This is a genomic window from Ponticoccus sp. (in: a-proteobacteria) (assembly GCF_048381735.1).
In genome coordinates this window covers 138,086-155,468 of record NZ_JBLXGL010000003.1, presented here as the reverse complement: position 1 = coordinate 155,468, position 17,383 = coordinate 138,086, and the positions used below count along the sequence as shown (strand labels likewise).

Sequence of the window (17,383 nt, the reverse complement as noted above, 5' to 3'; positions counted from 1 at the left end):
GACGTTTCACGGTTCAGGGGCCGGGGCAGGGCCGTGCAGGACGCCAGGGGGCCGCCCGGGCCGACCTGCGCCGCGGGTCTTCCGTGGGGGCGTCCTGGCAGCGGCCCCGCCGGTCCGGGGGCGGGGAAGGGCCGGCAAGGGCGCCACGGGGCTGGACGGGCCGGGGTCCAGCCATTACCTGCGGGGGCAAGGAGTGTTGCCATGACCCAGCCCCAGCTTGCCCCGCTGACCCTGTACCTTGCCGCCCCGCGCGGCTTTTGCGCCGGTGTCGACCGGGCGATCAAGATCGTCGAGATGGCGCTGTCGAAATGGGGCGCGCCGGTCTACGTGCGCCACGAGATCGTCCATAACAAATACGTGGTGGACGACCTGCGCGCCAAGGGCGCCGTCTTCGTCGAAGAGCTGGACGAATGCCCGCCGGACCGGCCGGTGATCTTCTCGGCCCATGGCGTGCCCAAGGCCGTCCCCGCCGAGGCCGCGCGGCGCGAGATGATCTATGTCGATGCCACCTGTCCGCTGGTCTCCAAGGTGCACATGGAAGCGGCGCGCCACCACGAGCGGGGCCTGCAGATCGTCATGATCGGCCATGCGGGCCACCCCGAGACCATCGGCACCATGGGCCAGTTGCCCGCCGGAGAGGTGCTGCTGGTCGAAACCCCCGATGACGTGGCCAGCGTCGCGGTGCGCGATCCGGGACAGCTGGCCTATGTCACCCAGACGACGCTGTCGGTCGATGACACCATCGACATCGTCGCGGCCTTGCAGGCGCGCTTCCCGGCCATCGTTGGCCCGCACAAGGAAGACATCTGCTACGCCACCACCAACCGGCAGGAGGCGGTCAAGGCCATCGCGCCCAACTGCGACGCGCTGCTGGTCGTGGGGGCGCCGAACTCGTCGAACTCGCGCCGTCTGGTCGAGGTCGCGGCGCGGGCGGGCTGCGGCTATGCGCAACTGGTGCAGCGGGCCTCGGACATCGACTGGCGCGCGCTCGAGGGCATCGGGAGCATGGGCATCACCGCCGGGGCCTCGGCCCCCGAGGTGCTGATCAACGAGGTCGTCGACGCCTTCCGCGCGCGCTTCGACGTGACGGTCGAGGTTGTCGAGACCGCGCAGGAGAACGTCGAGTTCAAGGTCCCGCGGGTGCTGCGCGAACCGGCCTGAGGGCGCCCGCCCGGGAACGCCGGTCCCGGAGCCGCAGCCCGTCCCGCCAATGCCCACCCTCAGGGACCCGTGACGGTCTTCGGGAAAGCCCCCGCGCTTCGGTTTGGCGCTGCGCTTTGGTGTCCCGCCGCCCCCCTCAGGCGCCCAGGGGCGCCGACGTCCCGGCAGGGCCCCGGGTGCGGCAGGGCGCCGGTGTCTCGGGCCGCAGGCGGGGCGCTTCCCTCCCTTCGGCAGGGTCTGCCCGGCGCTGCGGGCGGCTTGACAGGGCTATCGGGGCCTGCGTCACTGGACGCCGAAAAGGAGCCCGCCATGCCGACCCCCTTCGATCCCGAAGACCTCCTGCGCCTGCCGCTGATGGCCATGCTGGGCACGGTTTCCGAGGATGGCGCGCCCCGCACCGCGCCGGTCTGGTTCGCCTGGGAAGAGGGCGCCCTGTGGATGTTGTCGGACGAGAACGGCAGTTCGGCGCGGCGGGTGGCGCAGGATCCGCGCGTCTCTGTCGAGATCGTCGAATACGACAACGCGGGCGGGGTGCTACGCCACCTTGGCCTGCGCGGCCGCGCCGAGGTGCGGCCCATGGATCCCGCGCTGTTCCGGCGCCTGTTGCGGCGCTACCTCGGCCCGCAGGAGGACTGGAACCCCTGGTTCATCGAAAACGTCGCCCGCATCGAGTCCCCGACGGGCCGCCTGATCCGGCTGGCTCCGTCGAGCGTGTTTACCAATGACGTGAGTTTCTTCCGCACCGGGCCGGAACTGGCAACGCGCCGCTCCTGACGCGGCTTTGCGGTGGGGCAGAAGGCTGGAAGGCCCGGGCGCCCGCCCGCGACATGGCCGGGGCCGGATGTCCACGGTTCGGGGGCGGGGGGCCTGTGCCGGACCAGACGGCGCGGGCTTCCCGTGCCGTCACCCAACGGACGACCGTGTGGCCGACTGCCGCGTGGCCGGAGGCCGAAAACACGATCCCGCGCGCGGCGCCGCTAGGCCTGTGCCAGAGGGTTCCGCACAGGGGAGCGGCACGCCCCGTCAACCGGACCGCTGTGGGGTGGCCGGAGGCGTGAAAACCACGCTCCACCGCGCGGCGCGGTTGACAGGATGGCGCGCGCCGGGCCTCTTGGCGGGGTATCGTGAAGAGAGATCCGCCATGACCGCCGCTTTCCTGCTGACCGCCCTGATCGTCTGCCTCGCTCCGGGCATCGGCGTTGTCTATACCCTGTCAATGGCGCTGGGGCGGGGCCTGAGTGCCGGGCTCTGGGCGGCTCTGGGCTGCACGCTGGTGACGGCGGTGCATCTGGCTGCCGCGCTGGCCGGGCTGGCGGCGGTGCTGCACACCTCGTCCCTGCTGTTTGCGGCGGTGAAATACGCAGGCGTCGCCTATCTGCTCTGGATGGCCTGGGGCACCCTGCAGGGGCGCGGTGCGCTGGAAGTCCGCGCCGAAAGCCAGCCGCTGCCGCCGGGCCGGATCGTCTGGCGCGGCATGGTGCTGAACCTGCTGAATCCCAAGCTGCCGATGTTTTTCATGGCCTTCCTGCCGCAGTTCATCCCGGCGGGATCGCCGCAGGCGACGGCCATGCTGGTAGAGCTGGGGCTGGCCTTCGTCGCTATCACCGGGCTGGTCATGGCGGTCTATGCGTTGGCGGCGGGCTGGCTGCGGGCGCGGGTGGTGGAAAGCCCCCGTGCCATGGCCTGGCTGCGGCGCGTCTTTGCCGCTTCTTTCGCCGGGCTCGGGGCGAAACTGGCCTTCGAGCGGGCCTGACCGTCAAGCCCCGACCCGCCGAGGGCGGTCTGTGCCCCGCTTTCTAGGCGTCCGGCCAAGAAAGCCCCGCTTCCGGGTTTCATGGACCATCCTGCGACCGCGTCAGGGGCCGCGCGCCGCCGACGGGACCGGGCAGGGCGGTTGTCCTGCGCGTGGCGCTGGCGTAGGGAGCGGCGCAAGGAAAGTGAGGCAGCGATGAGCGATCCGCTGACCCTTGGGGTCTACAACACACGCGGCGAGGACTACCGCCGGATGATGGCGGATTACGCGCTGTCGGACGAGGCCAGGGCGCGGTTTCTCGACGCCTGCCCGCCGCCCGGGCGGGTGCTGGATCTGGGCTGCGGACCGGGCGCTTACGCGGTCCATTTCGCCGAATCCGGGCATCAGGTCGATGCCTGGGACGCGGCAGAGGCGGTGCTGGGCATGGTGCCCGAACATGACCGCATCGCCCCCCGTCTGGCGCGTTTCGACGACCTGACGGCGGTGGCGGATTACGACGGTGTCTGGGCCTATTTCAGCCTGCTGCACGCCCCGCGCGCGGCCCTGCCGGGGCATCTGGCGGCCATTGCGCGCGCCCTGAAACCGGGCGGTGTGCTGTTTCTTGGCATGAAGCTGGGCAGCGGCGGGGCGCGGGATGCGCTGGGACGGCACTACGAATACTACGCGGTCGGAGAGCTGGAGGCGCTGCTGCGCGAGGCCGGGCTGACACCCGTCGACCGCTGGGAAGGCGAGGGCAAGGGGCTGGCCGGAGAGGTCCAACCCTCTGTCGTGGTGCGCGCCGATGCCTGAGCTTTTCGCCTATACGGACGGGGCCTGTTCGGGCAATCCGGGGCCCGGCGGCTGGGGTGTGCTTCTGCGCGCGATGGATGGCGCTACGGTCGTCAAGGAACGCACGCTGAGCGGTGGCGAGGAACAGACCACCAACAACCGCATGGAACTGCTGGCGGCGATCCACGCGCTGGAATCCCTGTCGCGGGCCTCGCGGATCACGGTGGTGACGGATTCGGCCTATGTGAAGAACGGCGTGACCGGCTGGATCCACGGCTGGAAACGCAACGGCTGGAAGACCGCCGCGAAGAAGCCGGTGAAGAATGCCGAACTGTGGCAACGGCTGGACGCGGCGCAGGCCCGTCACGACGTGACATGGGAGTGGGTCAAGGGCCATGCGGGCCACCCCGAGAACGAGCGCGCGGACGAGTTGGCGCGCGAGGGCATGGCGCCTTTCAAGGGCGGCAAGGGCTAGCGGTCCGGCGACCGGAACCCGATGTCGCGGAGGGGGCGGGGGCGACCCGGCCCCGGAGGGAGGGCGGCGCAGCCTGCTCGCGCTGCGCTGCGGGCCAGCGGCGGCGCACCCCGGTGCGCGGGGCGCGGGCCTCGGGGTTCTGGCGCGCCTGCCCGCGTTGCGGGTAGCATGACCCGGCGCCCGGGGTTCGTGGATCTGGGGCGCCGGGAATGCAGCGCGCGGAGGAGGCGGCATGACGGCACTGGCGGTTCTGGATTACACCTCGGTCGTGATCTTCGCGCTGACCGGCGCGCTGGTGGCAAGCCGGGCGCAGCTGGATATCGTGGGCTTCTGTTTCTTCGCCTGCCTGACCGGGCTGGGCGGCGGCACGATCCGCGACGTGCTGCTGAACCGGGCGCCGATCTGGATGGGCGATCCGACCTATCTGGCGCTGTGCTGCGCGGCGGCCCTGATCGTCTTCTTCACCGCGCACCGGCTGGAAAACCGCTTCAAGGCGATCCTCTGGCTGGATGCGCTGGCCCTGTCGGTGGCCGTCGCGGCGGGGGCGGGCGTGGCGTCGAGCCTTGGCCAGCCCCTGCCGATCGTGCTGGTGATGGGCATCGTGACCGGCTGCGTCGGCGGCCTGATGCGCGACGTGGTGGGCAACGAGGTGCCCTTCGTGCTGCGGCAGGGCGAGCTGTACGTCACCTGCGCTCTGGCGGGCTCCGGGGCCTGGGTCGCGGTGCAGGCGCTTGACCTGCCCGCGCCGCTGCCCGCGCTGGCCTGCGCGGGGGTGACCTTCGCGCTGCGCGCCGGAAGCATGGCCTTTGGCTGGGCGCTGCCGGTCTACAAGCCGCGCCCGCCGCGCCACCGGCCCTGAGACAGCGCCCTGTCCGCGCCGCCCGGGGGGCGATGCCCAAGGTCGCGCAGGCCGGGATGGGCCGTGGGGGCGGCGCTACCGGTCGGCTGCGCGCCCGGGAACCACGGCCCACCCGGGCCTTGCCGACCCCGGGCAGGGCCGCCCCGGCAGGCGCCTGTGCCGGGGTCGGCGCGCGCCGGACGTTATTGCAGGTCGCCGAAGGCCTCTTGCAGCCGCTTCACCGCCTCGGCCACGCGTGCGCGGGGAGTGGCGATGTTGAAGCGCAGGAAGTCCTCTCCGCCGCTGCCGAAGGTCGGGCCGTGGTTGACGGCGATGCGGGCGCCCTGCTCGACCCGGTGGGTGAATTCCGCCCGCTCCATCCCGGTGCCGGAGAAGTCGACCCACGACAGGTAGGTCGCCTGCAAGGGCATCGAGGCAAGGCCGGGGATCGCGTTCACACCGTCGTCGAAGAGGCGCCGGTTGCCGTCGAGATAGGCGACCAGCGCATCCACCCAGGCGGCGCCTTCGGGGGAATAGGCGGCCTCGGCCATGAACAGGCCGAAGCTGTTGGGCGACAGGCCCAGACCCGCCATGCGCGCGGCGAAGCGGGCGCGCAGGTTGGGGTCGGCGATGATCACGTTGCCGATATGGGTGCCCGCGAGGTTGAAGGTCTTGGTGGTCGCGGACATCATCACCAGCCGGTCGGCGATGCTGTCATCCACCAATGCCATCGCGGTATGCTTCTGGCCGGGCATCACCAGATCGTGGTGGATCTCGTCCGAGACGAGGATCAGGTCGTGGCGCTTGGCGAAATCGGCGACGCCCTGCAGTTCCTCGCGGGTCCAGACCCGACCGCCGGGATTGTGGGGCGAGCAGAGCACCAGCATTGTCTCGGCGCCGGTCATCTGTGCGTCCCATGCCTCGAAGTCCATGGTGTAGCGGTTGTCCTTCAGCGCCAGCCGGCATTCGTGGACCTCGCGGCCAGAAGCGCGGATGACCCGGGCAAAGGCGTGGTAGACGGGCGTCATCAGGACAACCGCATCCCCGGGCCGGGTGAAGGCATCGACGCAAAGCGCCGTGCCGTTCACAAGGCCATGGGTCGAGAAGATCCAGTCCCGCTCTACTGCCCAGCCGTGGCGCTCCTGCATCCACCAGCGGATCGCGTCGCGATAGCCGGTATCGTCGCCGTAGTAGCCGTAAAGCCCGTGGTCGGCCATGCGCTGCACTGCGGCCTGCACGCAGGCGGGCGGGCGAAAGTCCATGTCGGCCACCCACATGGCAAGGCCGTCCTCGGCGGGCACGCCGTATAGCGGCTGCATCATGTCCCACTTGCTGGAGTGGGTGCCGAAGCGGTCGATTTCCTCGTCGAAGTCGGGGGTCAGGGGGGCCATGGGATACCTCGTGTCGTTTGGCCCATTGGTTTCAAGGCCGCGCGGCAAGGGCAAGAGCAAATGCCTGCGGTGCGCATGGATCAGCGCGGCGGGGCAGAGGCGGGGGGCTGTCGGGCGATGTCCCGGTGGGCCCGATGCAGGCCCGGGGGCGCGTGGCGTTACGGGCTTTGGCGCGACAGGGTGGCGCCCTCAAGACCCGGCGCGGGCGGTCAGCACAGCGGTTGCGTTCGACCCAGAGAGCAGCCCCGACGGGCGGGGCGGCCCGCTCTGCGCCCCCGCCACCAGCGGGGCGTCGGGAAAGCCATCAGTCCGGCGATCAGCGCAGAGCGCAGCGTCACGGTGGCGCCAAGCCGGGCGGCGCGGGCGGCATCGCGGCCTGTGCCAACGAGGGCGCGCCGTGGCGCAGGAAACCGCAGAGCCCCGCCAGCCCCCCCGGTGACCGTTGCCGCACCCGCGTGGAGGGGCGCAACCGGCCGCGCAAGGCCCGTCCGGAGGCGCGCCGCCAACAGCCTGCCGCCCGAGGCCAGCAGCACCTGCCCGGGCCAGGCCTGTCCACGGCCCCCTGCGCGGGCATGGGCCGCCGTAACCGGGCGGCCGTGCCGAGGCCCGGCAAGGATCGGCAGGCCCCCTGTCAGCGCATCACCGGTCGCGGCGGAGATACCGATGCCCAGGGCGCCGCAGGTCAGCCCAGGGACGACAATCATGCGCAAAGCCCGGGTCATCTGCCCCTTTCATGCCCACTTCAGAAGGGTTTTCCCTGCCGGTTCGGGGCGGGCAACGGACAGATGGTTCGGGTTGTTGCGATTCTGCGCGGGGCGCCTTAGATCGGAGCCATGAAGCGCCCCATCCTGATCCACCCCGATCCCCGGCTGAAGAAGCTCTGTGCAGAGGTCGACGACGTCTCGGACGACCTGCGGGTTCTTGCCGCCGATATGCTGGAAACCATGTACGAGGCGCCCGGCATCGGTCTTGCCGCGCCGCAGATCGGTGTGCTGTCGCGGCTGATCGTGCTCGACTGCGTCAAGGAAGAGGACGGGCCGCCGCGCCCGCTGGTCATGGTGAACCCGCGGGTCCTGGCCTCTTCGGACGAGCGCAATGTCTACGAAGAGGGCTGCCTGTCGATCCCCGACCAATATGCCGAGGTCGAGCGGCCGAAGGTGGTGGACGTGGAATGGATGGACCTGAACGGGGCATTGCAGAAAGAGACCTTCGACGGGCTCTGGGCGACCTGCGTGCAGCACGAGATCGACCACCTCGACGGCAAGCTTTTCATCGACTACCTCGGCGCGATGAAGCGGCAGATGATCACCCGCAAGATGGTCAAGCTGAAGAAGGAACGCGCGAGGGAGAAGGCGTGAGCCTGCGGCCGATCCTGCGCTGGCCCGATCCGCGCCTTGCCCGGCCCTGCGCACCGGTCACAGACCTCGAGGCGGCGCGGACGCTGATCGCGGACCTGTTCGAAACCATGTACGCCGCGCCCGGGCGGGGCCTTGCGGCGCCGCAGGTGGGCGCGATGCTGCGGGTCTTCGTGATGGATGCGGGCTGGAAGCGCGGCGAGAAGACCCCGCGCGCCTGCATCGACCCGCATGTGATTTCTGCCTCCGAGGCCACGGCCATGGGCGAAGAGGGCTGCCTGTCGGTGCCCGGTGTGGCGGCGCTGGTCGAACGGCCCGTCAGCATCGTTCTGGGCTACCGTGACGCGGCGGGCGAAGCGCGGCAGGTGGCGCTGGAGGGCGCCGAGGCGCGGGTGGCGCAGCACGAGCTGGACCATCTGGACGGGGTGATGCATTTCGACCGGCTGGGCGCCGCGGCCCGGGATGCGCTGCTGGTGGAGTACGGCGCATGAGCGGTCTGCGGTCGGTCACGGCGGGCGGGCCGAAGGCCCTTGCAAGGGCCTTCCCCGCGCCCGTTGCAGCGGAGGTATACCCATGACCGTGCGTCCCTTCGTGGCCTGGCCGGACAGGCGCCTGAAGACAGTGGCGGCGGATGTCGCGGTGGTGGACGACGACGTGCGCGCGATCTGGAAGGACATGGTGGACACCATGGAGGCGATGCCGGGGGTCGGTCTGGCCGCCGTGCAGATCGGGGTGATGCGGCGTCTGGCGGTTGTCGATGCCTCCGATACGCGCGGGCAGGCGGTGCTGATGGCCAATCCCGAGGTGCTGCATGCCAGCATCGAGCCGCGCAGCCACGAGGAAGCCTCGCCGAACCTGCCCGGCGTTTCGGCGAAGGTCGAGCGCCCGCGCGCCGTGACGGTCCGCTTCATGGACGACAGCGGCGCAGTGGTGGAGCGCGATTTCGTCGGGCTTTGGGCGACGAGCGTGCAGCACCAGATCGACCATCTTGCGGGCCGGATGTATTTCGACCGGCTGAGCCGGACGAAACGCGAGATGCTGATCCGCCGGGCGAAGAAACTGACCGGCTAGCGGCGGCCTTGCCGGGGCCCTGCCTAGCGCCGGGGCTGACCCGGGACCGCAGGGAGGGGGCTCTGCCCCCGCTCGCCGAGGCTCGCCCCCCGAGGTATTTTGCGGACCAGAGAAGCCGGGCGCGGTTCGGCGGGGTTGCCCTTGCCGGTGGCGCGGGGCAAGCAGGGGGCCTGTCAGGAGGGCTGCGATGCGTGTGATCTTCATGGGAACCCCGGAATTCTCGGTGCCGGTGCTGGAGGCGCTGGTGGGCGCCGGGCACGAGGTGGCCTGCGTCTACTGCCAGCCGCCGCGTCCCGCCGGGCGGGGCAAGAAGCCGCGCCCGACGCCGGTGCAGGCGCGGGCCGAGGCGCTGGGCCTGCCGGTGCGCCATCCCGAGAGCCTGCGCGCTGCCGAGGAGCAGCAGGCCTTTGCCGCGCTGGGGGCCGATGTGGCGGTGGTCGTGGCCTATGGGCTGATCCTGCCGCAGGCGGTGCTGGATGCGCCCGCGCAGGGCTGCCTGAACATCCATGCCTCGCTGCTGCCGCGCTGGCGCGGGGCGGCGCCGATCCACCGCGCGATCATGGCCGGCGATGCCGAGACCGGCATCTGCATCATGCAGATGGAGGCGGGGCTGGACACCGGCCCGGTGCTGTTGCGCGAGGCCACCGCCATCGGCGCGACCGAGACCACCGGGGGCCTGCATGACCGGCTTTCGGACATGGGCGCGCGGATGATCGTCGAGGCGCTGGACCGCCTGCCGGACCTGCTGCCGGAGCCGCAGCCCGAGGAGGGCGTGACCTATGCCGCCAAGATCGACAAATCCGAGGCGGCGGTGGACTGGACGCGGCCCGCGCAGGAGGTCTCGGCCCATATCCGCGGGCTGGCGCCCTTTCCGGGGGCCTGGACCCTGCATCACGGCGAGCGGCTGAAGCTGCTGGGGGCCGAGGTCGTGGCGGGTGCGGGCGCGCCCGGCACGGCGCTGGACGCGCAGTTTACCGTGGCCTGCGGCGCGGGCGCGGTGCGCATCACCCGCGCGCAGCGGCCGGGCAAGGCGGCGCAGGATGCCGAGACCTTCCTGCGCGGACACCCGGTGGCCACGGGCGACGGGCTGGGGGGCTGAGCCATGGGCTCCGCTTCTTGCCCTCGGGCGGTGGCCCCCTGTATCCTGCGCGGGCTGCTTCTGTCCGGCCACCGCCCGATCCCGAAAGGCTGAGCCCCATGTTTCCCGTTCTCATCGGCACCGTCGTCATCGCGGGCATCGTCGGCTACGCCTCGGAGCGCAGCGGTTTCACCCGCAACGGGGGGCTGCCCAGCATCATCATCTGCGTCGGCGGCGCCTTCCTGTTCTACTTCGTGCAGACCATGTTCGGCGTGGGCTTCCGCTCTCCGGGGCTGAACGCCATCGCCGCCTCGATCGGGGCGCTGATCATCGTGCCCACCCATTGGCGGAGGAAATAGCCATGCCTGTCGTTTTGCTGATCATCATCGGCGCCGCTGCCGGGTTCATCGCCACCCGGCTGATGCGGATCGAGGCCGGGATCGTGCAGACCGTGCTGATCGGGATCGGCGGGGCGCTGATCGGCGGCCTTGCGATCCGCTTCCTCGTGGCGATCACCGGCGCGCTGGCGGGGCTGGTGGGCGCGGTGCTGGGGGCGCTGCTGCTGATCTGGGTCTGGCAGACCTTCCGCCAGCGCTGAGGCCCGGTTCCGTGCGCGGATGCGCAACCGGGCGTGCGGGCTTGCCCGTTTGCACAGAAGCGGCCTGACGCTACCTCTGGTCCAACGGATACGGAGGACGTCATGGGCCATCTCGACAAGGGTGAATGGATAAAGCAGTCGATCGCGGAGCGCAGCAAGGGCGGTGCTTTCAAGCGGTCGAGCACCCAGTACCGCAACTGGATCACCGCCGACGGCAGCGCCGGGCCAAGCGGTGAGGGCGGGTTCGAGGCCGAGGCGGACCGTTATCACCTCTATGTCTCCTATGCCTGTCCATGGGCGCATCGCGCGCTGATCCTGCGCGCGCTGAAGGGGCTGACCGAACTGATCGGCGTTTCTGTCGTGCATCCCGACATGCTGGAGGAGGGCTGGACCCTGTCGGACGCCTATGACGACGCCACCGGCGACCGCCTCTACGGGCTGGACTACCTGCGCGAGGTCTACCTGAAGGCGGACCCCGTGGCCTCGGGCCATGTCACCGTGCCGGTGCTGTGGGATCGCAAGCGTGAAACCATCGTGTCGAACGAAAGCGCCGAAATCATCCGCATGTTTAATTCCGCCTTCGACGGGCTGACCGGCAACCGCGACGACTACTGGCCGGAGGCGCTGCGCGATGCCATCGAGCCAGTGAACGCGCGGATCTACGACACCGTCAACAACGGCGTCTACAAGGCCGGTTTCGCCACCACGCAAGAGGCCTACGACAAGGCCGTGCATCCGCTGTTCGACAGTCTCGACTGGCTGGAAGAGCGGCTGGGCCGGAACCGCTACCTGATGGGCGACCGCATCACCGAGGCCGACTGGCGGCTCTTCACCACGCTGGTCCGCTTCGACAAGGTCTATCACGGGCACTTCAAGTGCAACCGGCGGCGGATCGTCGACTACCCCAACCTCTGGGCCTATACCCGCGAGCTGTACCAGTGGCCGGGCGTGGCCGGGACCGTGCATTTCGGCCATATCGAACGGCACTACCACTACAGCCACGAAAGCGTGAATCCCTATCGGATCGTGCCCATCGGGCCGCAGCCCGATTTCGACGCCCCGCACGGGCGAGAGCGGCTGGCCGCGGCCTGATCCGATCGGCGCCGGGCCCGTCGCGCGGGTCGTGGCGCGGCAGCGCGAAGAGGGCCGGGGGGGTCAGCCCGTCCGTGCCCCGGGCGGCGATGGGCGCGCGTAATGCGCGGCCATATGCGCAAGGTCTTCGGGCGCGGTGCCGGAGGGCACGCAGGCGCAGGCATTGGCGCAAAGCGTGAAGATCGAGCCGTCGGAGAAGAAGCTCGACGAGGTCACGAAGATGATCCGCGCCTCGGGCTGGCGGTACTGGGCCATGTCGGCGACGCTGAGCGCGCAGCCCGGTTCCGGCCCGATGTCGAGGATCAGGATGTCGAAGCGCCGGTCGGCCAGAAGGTCCGCCGCCGTCTCCGGGGTGTCGGCCAGCGCAACCCGTGCCCCGGCCCGCCGAAGCGACCGGGCCCAGAGACCCACAAGAGGGCGGTTGTCCCCGACGATCAGCACGTTCACCATGGTCTCCTGACTTCGGCTCGTCACCTCTTCCATGATCAGGGTGCGTTCATGTCGATGAATAAATAGTTAACGGCCGCTGGCTGCCGCGCGAAACCCTGAACGGTCGGTCACTTCTTGCCGATGCGCGGCGCTTGCCCCCGCAGTGGCCTGCGTTATCCTGCAGGCCAGAGCAGAGAACGAGGACACCAGAATGCGGATCGCGATCCTGATGGGGGCCATGGCTGCGGCCGGCGCCCTGCACGCGCAAGAGCCCCCCTGCGGCGGCGGTTTCGACGCCTTCGTCGAGGGGCTGAAGGCCGAGGCCGTGACGCTGGGCCATGCGCCCGAGACGGCAGAGCGTTTCCTCTCGGGCGTGTCGCAAAGCGATGCGGTGCTGAAGGCCGACCGGCGGCAGGGCATCTTTCAGGACCCTTTCATCACCTTCTCGCGCAAGCTGATCTCGCAGTCGCGGCTGGACAAGGGCCGCCAGATGGCAGAGCGCCACGACAGCGTCTTTGCCCGGATCGAGCAGGACTATGGCCTGTCGCGCGGTGTGCTGCTGGCCTTCTGGGCTTTCGAGACCGATTACGGGGCCTTTCAGGGCGATTACAACACGCTGAACGCTCTGGTGACGCTGGCGCATGACTGCCGCCGCCCCGAGATCTTCCGCCCGCAGATCTTCTCGGCGCTGTCGCTGTACGAGAACGGCGACTTCGACCCGGCGACCACCACCGGCGCTTGGGCCGGCGAGATCGGCATGGTGCAGATGCTGCCGAAGGACATCCTTGAAAACGGCGTTGACGGCGACGGCGACGGGCATGTCACGCTCAAGACCTCGGCGCCCGATGCGCTGCTGTCCGGCGCCAAGATGCTGTCGCATCTCGGCTGGCGCCCGAATGAGCCGTGGTTGCAGGAGGTGGTGCTGCCCGGGGACCTCGTGTGGTACGACACCGGGATGCATGCGACCAAGACGGTGGCCGAGTGGGAGCAGCTGGGCGTGCGGGCGCGCAACGGGCAGCTGGACGACGGGCGGCTCGAGGCCTCTATCGTGATCCCGCAGGGCAAGGACGGCCCCGCCTTCATAGCCTATCCGAACTTCCGGGTTTATTTCGAGTGGAACCAAAGCTTTACCTATGTGCTGACCGCCGCCTATTTCGGCACCCGGCTGGAGGGCGCGCCGGTCTATGACGCGGGCAATCCGGCGCCGGGCCTGTCGGGCGACCAGATGAAGCGGCTGCAGGCAAAGTTGACCGAGCGGGGCTACGACGTGGGCGAGGTCGACGGCATCCTCGGGGCCGGCACCCGGGCAGCGGTCCGCGATGTCCAGCGCGAATTTGGCCTGCCCGCCGATGCATGGCCGACGCCGGAGCTGCTGCAGCGTCTGTGACCGAAAGGCCGCGTGCATTTTTGGTATCGTTTTCTACCCTTGGTGGAAGGGGCGCCGCAGCGGGCCGGGGCCCCGATCCCGGCGCGGACCCGGTGCCGGGGTCAAAAACCTCTGGAAACGCACGCGGTTTCATGCCCTTATGAGGCATGATCCGCGCTTGCCTCGCCGTCATTCTCGCCTCACTTCTCTCTGCCTGCTTTCCGGCGGATGAGCTGGATATACCGCGCAGCGTGCCGCTGGCCCTTCAGGGGCGCTGGGGTCTTGTGGCGGACGATTGCGACCCGCGGCGCGACGACGCCAAGGGCTTGATGGTGGTGCAGGCGGACACGCTGGCCTTCTACGAAAGCCGCGCCACGCTGGCCCGGGTGGACGACCGCTCGGAAACGCGGCTGGAGGGGGTATTCGTCTTCAGCGGCGAGGGAGAGACCTGGCAGCGGGCCTTGCTTCTGGACCTGCGGGACGGCGGCGAGGGGCTGATGCGGCAGGAACTGGGCGAGGGCGCCGCGCCGGACGCCCTGCACTACATCCGCTGCCCGGCGCCCTAGGCCCCCAAAAGGACCATCCGACAGTCCGCCCGCGCGGACAGGATGCCGCCCGGCGTCTGACAATCCGACGCCAGGGGTGCCTTTTTGCGGCCCGGTACAGGGTGCTGCGGACACTCTGCGCGCCCCGGGCCGGTCTTCAACCCCCCGGTCCGGCAAGCGCCCTGCGCCGGGGCGTGCCGGTTCCGAAAGCGCGGCGCGGCGGTGGCTTGGGGAAAGGGGCCGGCGGCTCAGCCGATGATCTCGAATTTCATCACGTCGACCATGCCGCGATCGGTGATCTTCAGCGCGGGGATCACCGGCAGGGCAAGGAAGGCCAGTTGCAGGAAGGGCTCTTCCAGCGTGACGCCAAGCGATTTCGCGGCGACCCGAAGGTCCTCCAGCGCCGCGCGCACGGTCTCGAAGGGTTCCAGCGACATCAGCCCGGCCACCGGCAGCGCCAGCTCGGCCAGAACCACCCCGTCGCGGACCACGACAAAGCCGCCCTCGATCTCGGACAGGCGGTTGGCGGCCACGGCCATGTCCGCATAGTCGATCCCGACGCAGGCGATATTGTGGTGATCGTGGCAGACGGTCGAGGCGATGGCCCCGGCCTGCAACCCGAAGCCCCGCACGAAACCGCTGGCGATATTGCCGTTCCTGCCGTGCCGCTCGATCACCGTGATCCGGACAAGGTCGCGGGCGGGATCGGGGTGCTTGTCGCCATCGGCGATGGGGATGTCCTCGTGCAGGTGGTCGGTCAGGATCTGCCCCTCGCGGATGCCGATCACATCGGTCTCGCTGCGATTGGCCGTCACGCGGAAGTCGCGGGCCGACACCCTTGGCGCCTTCACCGAGTTCCGCCCGACCGGCGCCACATGGCCACGCCGGGCAAAGGCCGCCTCGTCGACCGGAACGCCCGCCGCCAGCACCAGCTGCGCGTCGCAGGCCTCCAGCGACCGGACCGCCACGATGTCGGCGCGCTTGCCCGGCGCGATCTGGCCCCGGTCCTTGAGGCCAAAGGCCTCGGCGGCAGAGAGCGAGGCGGCGCGATAGGCGGCCAGCGGCGGGGTGCCCAGCCGGATCAGCTCGCGGATCATGTAATCCAGATGGCCGTGCTCGCCGATATCCAGCGGATTGCGGTCGTCGGTGCACAGGCACATGTAGGGGGCGGTCCGCTCTGACAGCAGCGGTTGCAGCGCGTGCAGGTCCTTCGAGACAGAGCCTTCGCGGATCAGCACCCGCATGCCCTTGCGCAGCTTCTCAAGCGCCTCTTCGGCAGAGGTCGCCTCGTGTTCCGTGCGGATGCCCGCCGCCACATAGGCGTTCAGATCCCGCCCCGACAGCAGCGGGCAATGGCCGTCCACGTGGCCGCCCTCGAAAAGCCGCAGCTTCTCCATCGCCTGCGGGTCTCTGTGAATGACGCCGGGGTAGTTCATGAACTCGGCCAGCCCCAGACCCGAGGCATGGCCCATCAGTCCGGCAATCGCGGCGGCATCCAACTCGGCCCCGGCGGTCTCCATGTGGGTCGAGGGCACGCAGGAGGACAGCTGCACGCGGATGTCGATCAGCGAATGGGCGCTGGCCTCCTGGAAGTAGCGGACGCCGGGCGCCCCGATCACATTGGCGATCTCGTGCGGGTCGCAGATGGCGGTGGTGACCCCGCGCGGCGCCACGCAGCGGTCGAACTCGAATGGCGTCACCAGCGAGGATTCGATGTGCAGGTGGGTGTCGATGAAGCCGGGCACCAGGATCAGCCCCGAGACGTCGATGGTCCTGTGCCCCTCGTAACGGTCGAGGATGCCCACCACCACGCCGTCGCAGATCGCCACGTCGCCCTCCAGCAGATCGCCGGTCATCAGGTCGAAGATCCGGCCGCCCCGCAGGACGAGATCCGCGGTCTGATCGCCGCGCCCCTGCGCGATGCGGGTTTCGAGGTCTGCCATTCTGCGCTCTCCCTGCGGTGTTCCGGCAGAGCATCGCACAGGCACGGGGCAGGGGCGAGGGGGGCAAAGTCTTCGACGAAGACTTTGCCGGCGCCCGAAGTCTTCGTCGAAGACTTCGGCCCCGCAGCCCATGCGCCGGTTGCAATGCCCGGGCTTTGGGCGTTCACTGCGCGCCAGAGACCGATCCACAAGGAGACCGCCATGAAGACCACCTTGACGCTGACCACCGCCCTCGGGCTGATCGCCTCGGGCGCGCTGGCCGACTGCGACGCCGTCACCTTCTCGGACGTGGGCTGGACCGACATCACCGCCACCACCGCCGCGACCACCGTGGTGCTGGAGGCGCTGGGGTACGAGACTGACATCAAGGTGCTGTCGGTGCCCGTCACCTATACCTCGATGGCCGAGGGCGACATCGACGTGTTCCTCGGCAACTGGATGCCCACGATGGAGGCCGATATCGCGCCCTACCGCGAGGCGGGCACCGTCGATACCGTGCGCGCCAACCTTGAAGGCGCCAAGTACACGCTGGCCACCAATGCCGCCGGCGCCGCGCTTGGGATCGACGATTTTTCCAGGATCGCCGAGCATGCCGAGGCGCTGGACCAGACCATCTACGGGATCGAGCCGGGCAACGACGGCAACCGGCTGATCATCGACATGATCGACGCCAATGCCTTCGGGCTGGAGGGCTTCGAGGTCAAGGAAAGCTCGGAGCAGGGGATGCTGGCGCAGGTCGGGCGCGCCGACGGTCGCGACGAGCCGGTGGTCTTCCTGGCCTGGGAACCGCACCCGATGAACGCCAATTACGACCTGACCTACCTGACCGGGGGCGACGACTTCTTCGGCCCGGATCTGGGCGGCGCAACGGTCTATACCAACACCCGCGCGGGTTATGTGGCGGAATGCCCGAATGTCGGCAAGCTGCTGGAAAACCTTTCCTTCTCTCTGCAGATGGAGAACGAGATCATGGGGGCGATCCTCGACGAGGGCGAAGACCCCGAAGCGGCGGCGACCGCGTGGCTCTCGGCCAACACAGACGTGCTGGACGGCTGGCTCGAGGGCGTGACGACCAAGGACGGCGGCGAGGCTCTGGCGGCGGTCAAGGGCGCGCTGGAGTAAGCGCCCTGCCGGGGCCGCGGCGCATCTGCATGCCCGGCGGCGGCCCCGGCGATCGGGCGGCACGCCCTGCCGCCCCGGACAGGCACGGGCGGGCCGCATCCTCCGTCATGGCCGCCGCCCGGCTTTGAGGGGCGGGCGTCTTGCCCGAGCGGAGGGCCTTCTTCAGGCCGCACCCGGGCGGCGCGGCTGATCTGCGACGCCCCGCCGAAATCCTGCAACCGCCCTGTCCGCAAGGTGCCGGGCGCGGCGGATGACGCTGTGACAGGTCGCAGGTCAAAGGCGGTATGGCCCGGCGCCACCAGTCCCTTCATGCGCTGTCCCGGGGCCGCGGCTGGCGAGGGCCGCGTCCGGGCGTTCCGCGCCAGCCGCGATGCGGCACAGCTCCCGGGCCTCCCCGG

At 69.8% G+C, this 17,383-nt stretch carries 19 protein-coding genes; 16 read left to right on the top strand and 3 right to left on the bottom strand.

The genetic code is table 11. From position 1 onward, the window contains the following. Positions 1-201: 201 nt before the first annotated feature. The 6 genes from ispH to ACN5KJ_RS07795 all read left to right on the top strand — a co-directional run bounded on the left by ispH (position 202) and on the right by ACN5KJ_RS07795 (position 5,016). Positions 202-1,161: a 4-hydroxy-3-methylbut-2-enyl diphosphate reductase gene (gene ispH, locus ACN5KJ_RS07820; protein ID WP_418593121.1), complete on the top strand. Its 960-nt coding sequence runs from the start codon at positions 202-204 to the stop codon at positions 1,159-1,161. A 309-nt stretch (positions 1,162-1,470) separates the two neighbouring features. Next, the gene (locus ACN5KJ_RS07815; RefSeq protein WP_418593119.1) at positions 1,471-1,935 is read left to right on the top strand and encodes a pyridoxamine 5'-phosphate oxidase family protein; all 465 of its coding nucleotides are present in this window, start codon (positions 1,471-1,473) and stop codon (positions 1,933-1,935) included. A gap of 367 nt (positions 1,936-2,302) precedes the next feature. Then, the gene (locus tag ACN5KJ_RS07810; RefSeq protein WP_206564741.1) at positions 2,303-2,914 is read left to right on the top strand and encodes a LysE family translocator; all 612 of its coding nucleotides are present in this window, start codon (positions 2,303-2,305) and stop codon (positions 2,912-2,914) included. Positions 2,915-3,109: 195 nt separating this feature from the next. Continuing rightward, positions 3,110-3,703, top strand: a complete 594-nt coding sequence (locus ACN5KJ_RS07805) for a class I SAM-dependent methyltransferase (RefSeq protein WP_418593117.1) — start codon at positions 3,110-3,112, stop codon at positions 3,701-3,703. After that, the gene (rnhA, locus tag ACN5KJ_RS07800; protein WP_347165631.1) at positions 3,696-4,157 is read left to right on the top strand and encodes a ribonuclease HI; all 462 of its coding nucleotides are present in this window, start codon (positions 3,696-3,698) and stop codon (positions 4,155-4,157) included. Before ACN5KJ_RS07805 ends, rnhA begins: the two co-directional genes overlap by 8 nt. Before the next feature lie 232 nt (positions 4,158-4,389). Further along, the gene (locus ACN5KJ_RS07795) at positions 4,390-5,016 is read left to right on the top strand and encodes a trimeric intracellular cation channel family protein (protein ID WP_418593114.1); all 627 of its coding nucleotides are present in this window, start codon (positions 4,390-4,392) and stop codon (positions 5,014-5,016) included. 182 nt (positions 5,017-5,198) lie between these two features. On the opposite strand, the gene ACN5KJ_RS07790 is transcribed toward ACN5KJ_RS07795, so the two are convergent. Beyond that, positions 5,199-6,386, bottom strand: coding sequence for a MalY/PatB family protein (locus tag ACN5KJ_RS07790; RefSeq protein WP_418593112.1), 1,188 nt, complete (start codon positions 6,384-6,386; stop codon positions 5,199-5,201). 833 nt (positions 6,387-7,219) lie between these two features. Here ACN5KJ_RS07790 and def (ACN5KJ_RS07785) point away from each other — a divergent pair. From def (ACN5KJ_RS07785) to ACN5KJ_RS07755, 7 genes are all read left to right on the top strand, one after another. Further along, on the top strand, positions 7,220-7,744 hold the full coding sequence (gene def, locus ACN5KJ_RS07785; RefSeq protein ID WP_418593110.1) for a peptide deformylase: 525 nt from the start codon (positions 7,220-7,222) through the stop codon (positions 7,742-7,744). Next, complete coding sequence (def, locus tag ACN5KJ_RS07780) at positions 7,741-8,232, top strand: peptide deformylase (RefSeq protein ID WP_418593109.1); 492 nt, start codon at positions 7,741-7,743, stop codon at positions 8,230-8,232. The genes def (ACN5KJ_RS07785) and def (ACN5KJ_RS07780) overlap by 4 nt, the downstream gene beginning before the upstream one ends. 82 nt (positions 8,233-8,314) lie before the next feature. Further along, positions 8,315-8,812: a peptide deformylase gene (gene def, locus ACN5KJ_RS07775; RefSeq protein ID WP_347165628.1), complete on the top strand. Its 498-nt coding sequence runs from the start codon at positions 8,315-8,317 to the stop codon at positions 8,810-8,812. A 187-nt stretch (positions 8,813-8,999) separates the two neighbouring features. Continuing rightward, positions 9,000-9,911, top strand: a complete 912-nt coding sequence (gene fmt / locus ACN5KJ_RS07770; RefSeq protein ID WP_418593107.1) for a methionyl-tRNA formyltransferase — start codon at positions 9,000-9,002, stop codon at positions 9,909-9,911. 98 nt (positions 9,912-10,009) lie between these two features. Then, positions 10,010-10,249, top strand: coding sequence for a hypothetical protein (locus ACN5KJ_RS07765; protein WP_418593106.1), 240 nt, complete (start codon positions 10,010-10,012; stop codon positions 10,247-10,249). A gap of 2 nt (positions 10,250-10,251) precedes the next feature. Continuing rightward, the gene (locus ACN5KJ_RS07760; RefSeq protein WP_206564731.1) at positions 10,252-10,488 is read left to right on the top strand and encodes a hypothetical protein; all 237 of its coding nucleotides are present in this window, start codon (positions 10,252-10,254) and stop codon (positions 10,486-10,488) included. 102 nt (positions 10,489-10,590) lie between these two features. Next, positions 10,591-11,580 (top strand): glutathione S-transferase family protein, encoded by a 990-nt coding sequence (locus tag ACN5KJ_RS07755; RefSeq protein ID WP_418593104.1) that lies wholly within the window; start codon positions 10,591-10,593, stop codon positions 11,578-11,580. Positions 11,581-11,643: 63 nt separating this feature from the next. Here ACN5KJ_RS07755 and ACN5KJ_RS07750 read toward each other — a convergent pair whose 3' ends face one another. Continuing rightward, positions 11,644-12,063: a response regulator gene (locus ACN5KJ_RS07750; RefSeq protein ID WP_347165626.1), complete on the bottom strand. Its 420-nt coding sequence runs from the start codon at positions 12,061-12,063 to the stop codon at positions 11,644-11,646. Between the two features lie 157 nt (positions 12,064-12,220). Between ACN5KJ_RS07750 and ACN5KJ_RS07745 the strand changes: the two genes are divergently transcribed. Next, positions 12,221-13,396: a lytic murein transglycosylase gene (locus ACN5KJ_RS07745; RefSeq protein ID WP_418593102.1), complete on the top strand. Its 1,176-nt coding sequence runs from the start codon at positions 12,221-12,223 to the stop codon at positions 13,394-13,396. Between the two features lie 146 nt (positions 13,397-13,542). Then, the gene (locus ACN5KJ_RS07740) at positions 13,543-13,941 is read left to right on the top strand and encodes a hypothetical protein (protein WP_418593101.1); all 399 of its coding nucleotides are present in this window, start codon (positions 13,543-13,545) and stop codon (positions 13,939-13,941) included. Between the two features lie 227 nt (positions 13,942-14,168). Here the strand turns inward: ACN5KJ_RS07740 and ade are convergent, their stop codons facing one another. Beyond that, on the bottom strand, positions 14,169-15,863 hold the full coding sequence (gene ade, locus ACN5KJ_RS07735; RefSeq protein ID WP_418593099.1) for an adenine deaminase: 1,695 nt from the start codon (positions 15,861-15,863) through the stop codon (positions 14,169-14,171). Positions 15,864-16,064: 201 nt separating this feature from the next. On the opposite strand from ade, the gene choX reads away from it, so the two are divergent. After that, positions 16,065-16,985, top strand: coding sequence for a choline ABC transporter substrate-binding protein (gene choX, locus ACN5KJ_RS07730; protein ID WP_418593098.1), 921 nt, complete (start codon positions 16,065-16,067; stop codon positions 16,983-16,985). Positions 16,986-17,383: the final 398 nt, after the last annotated feature.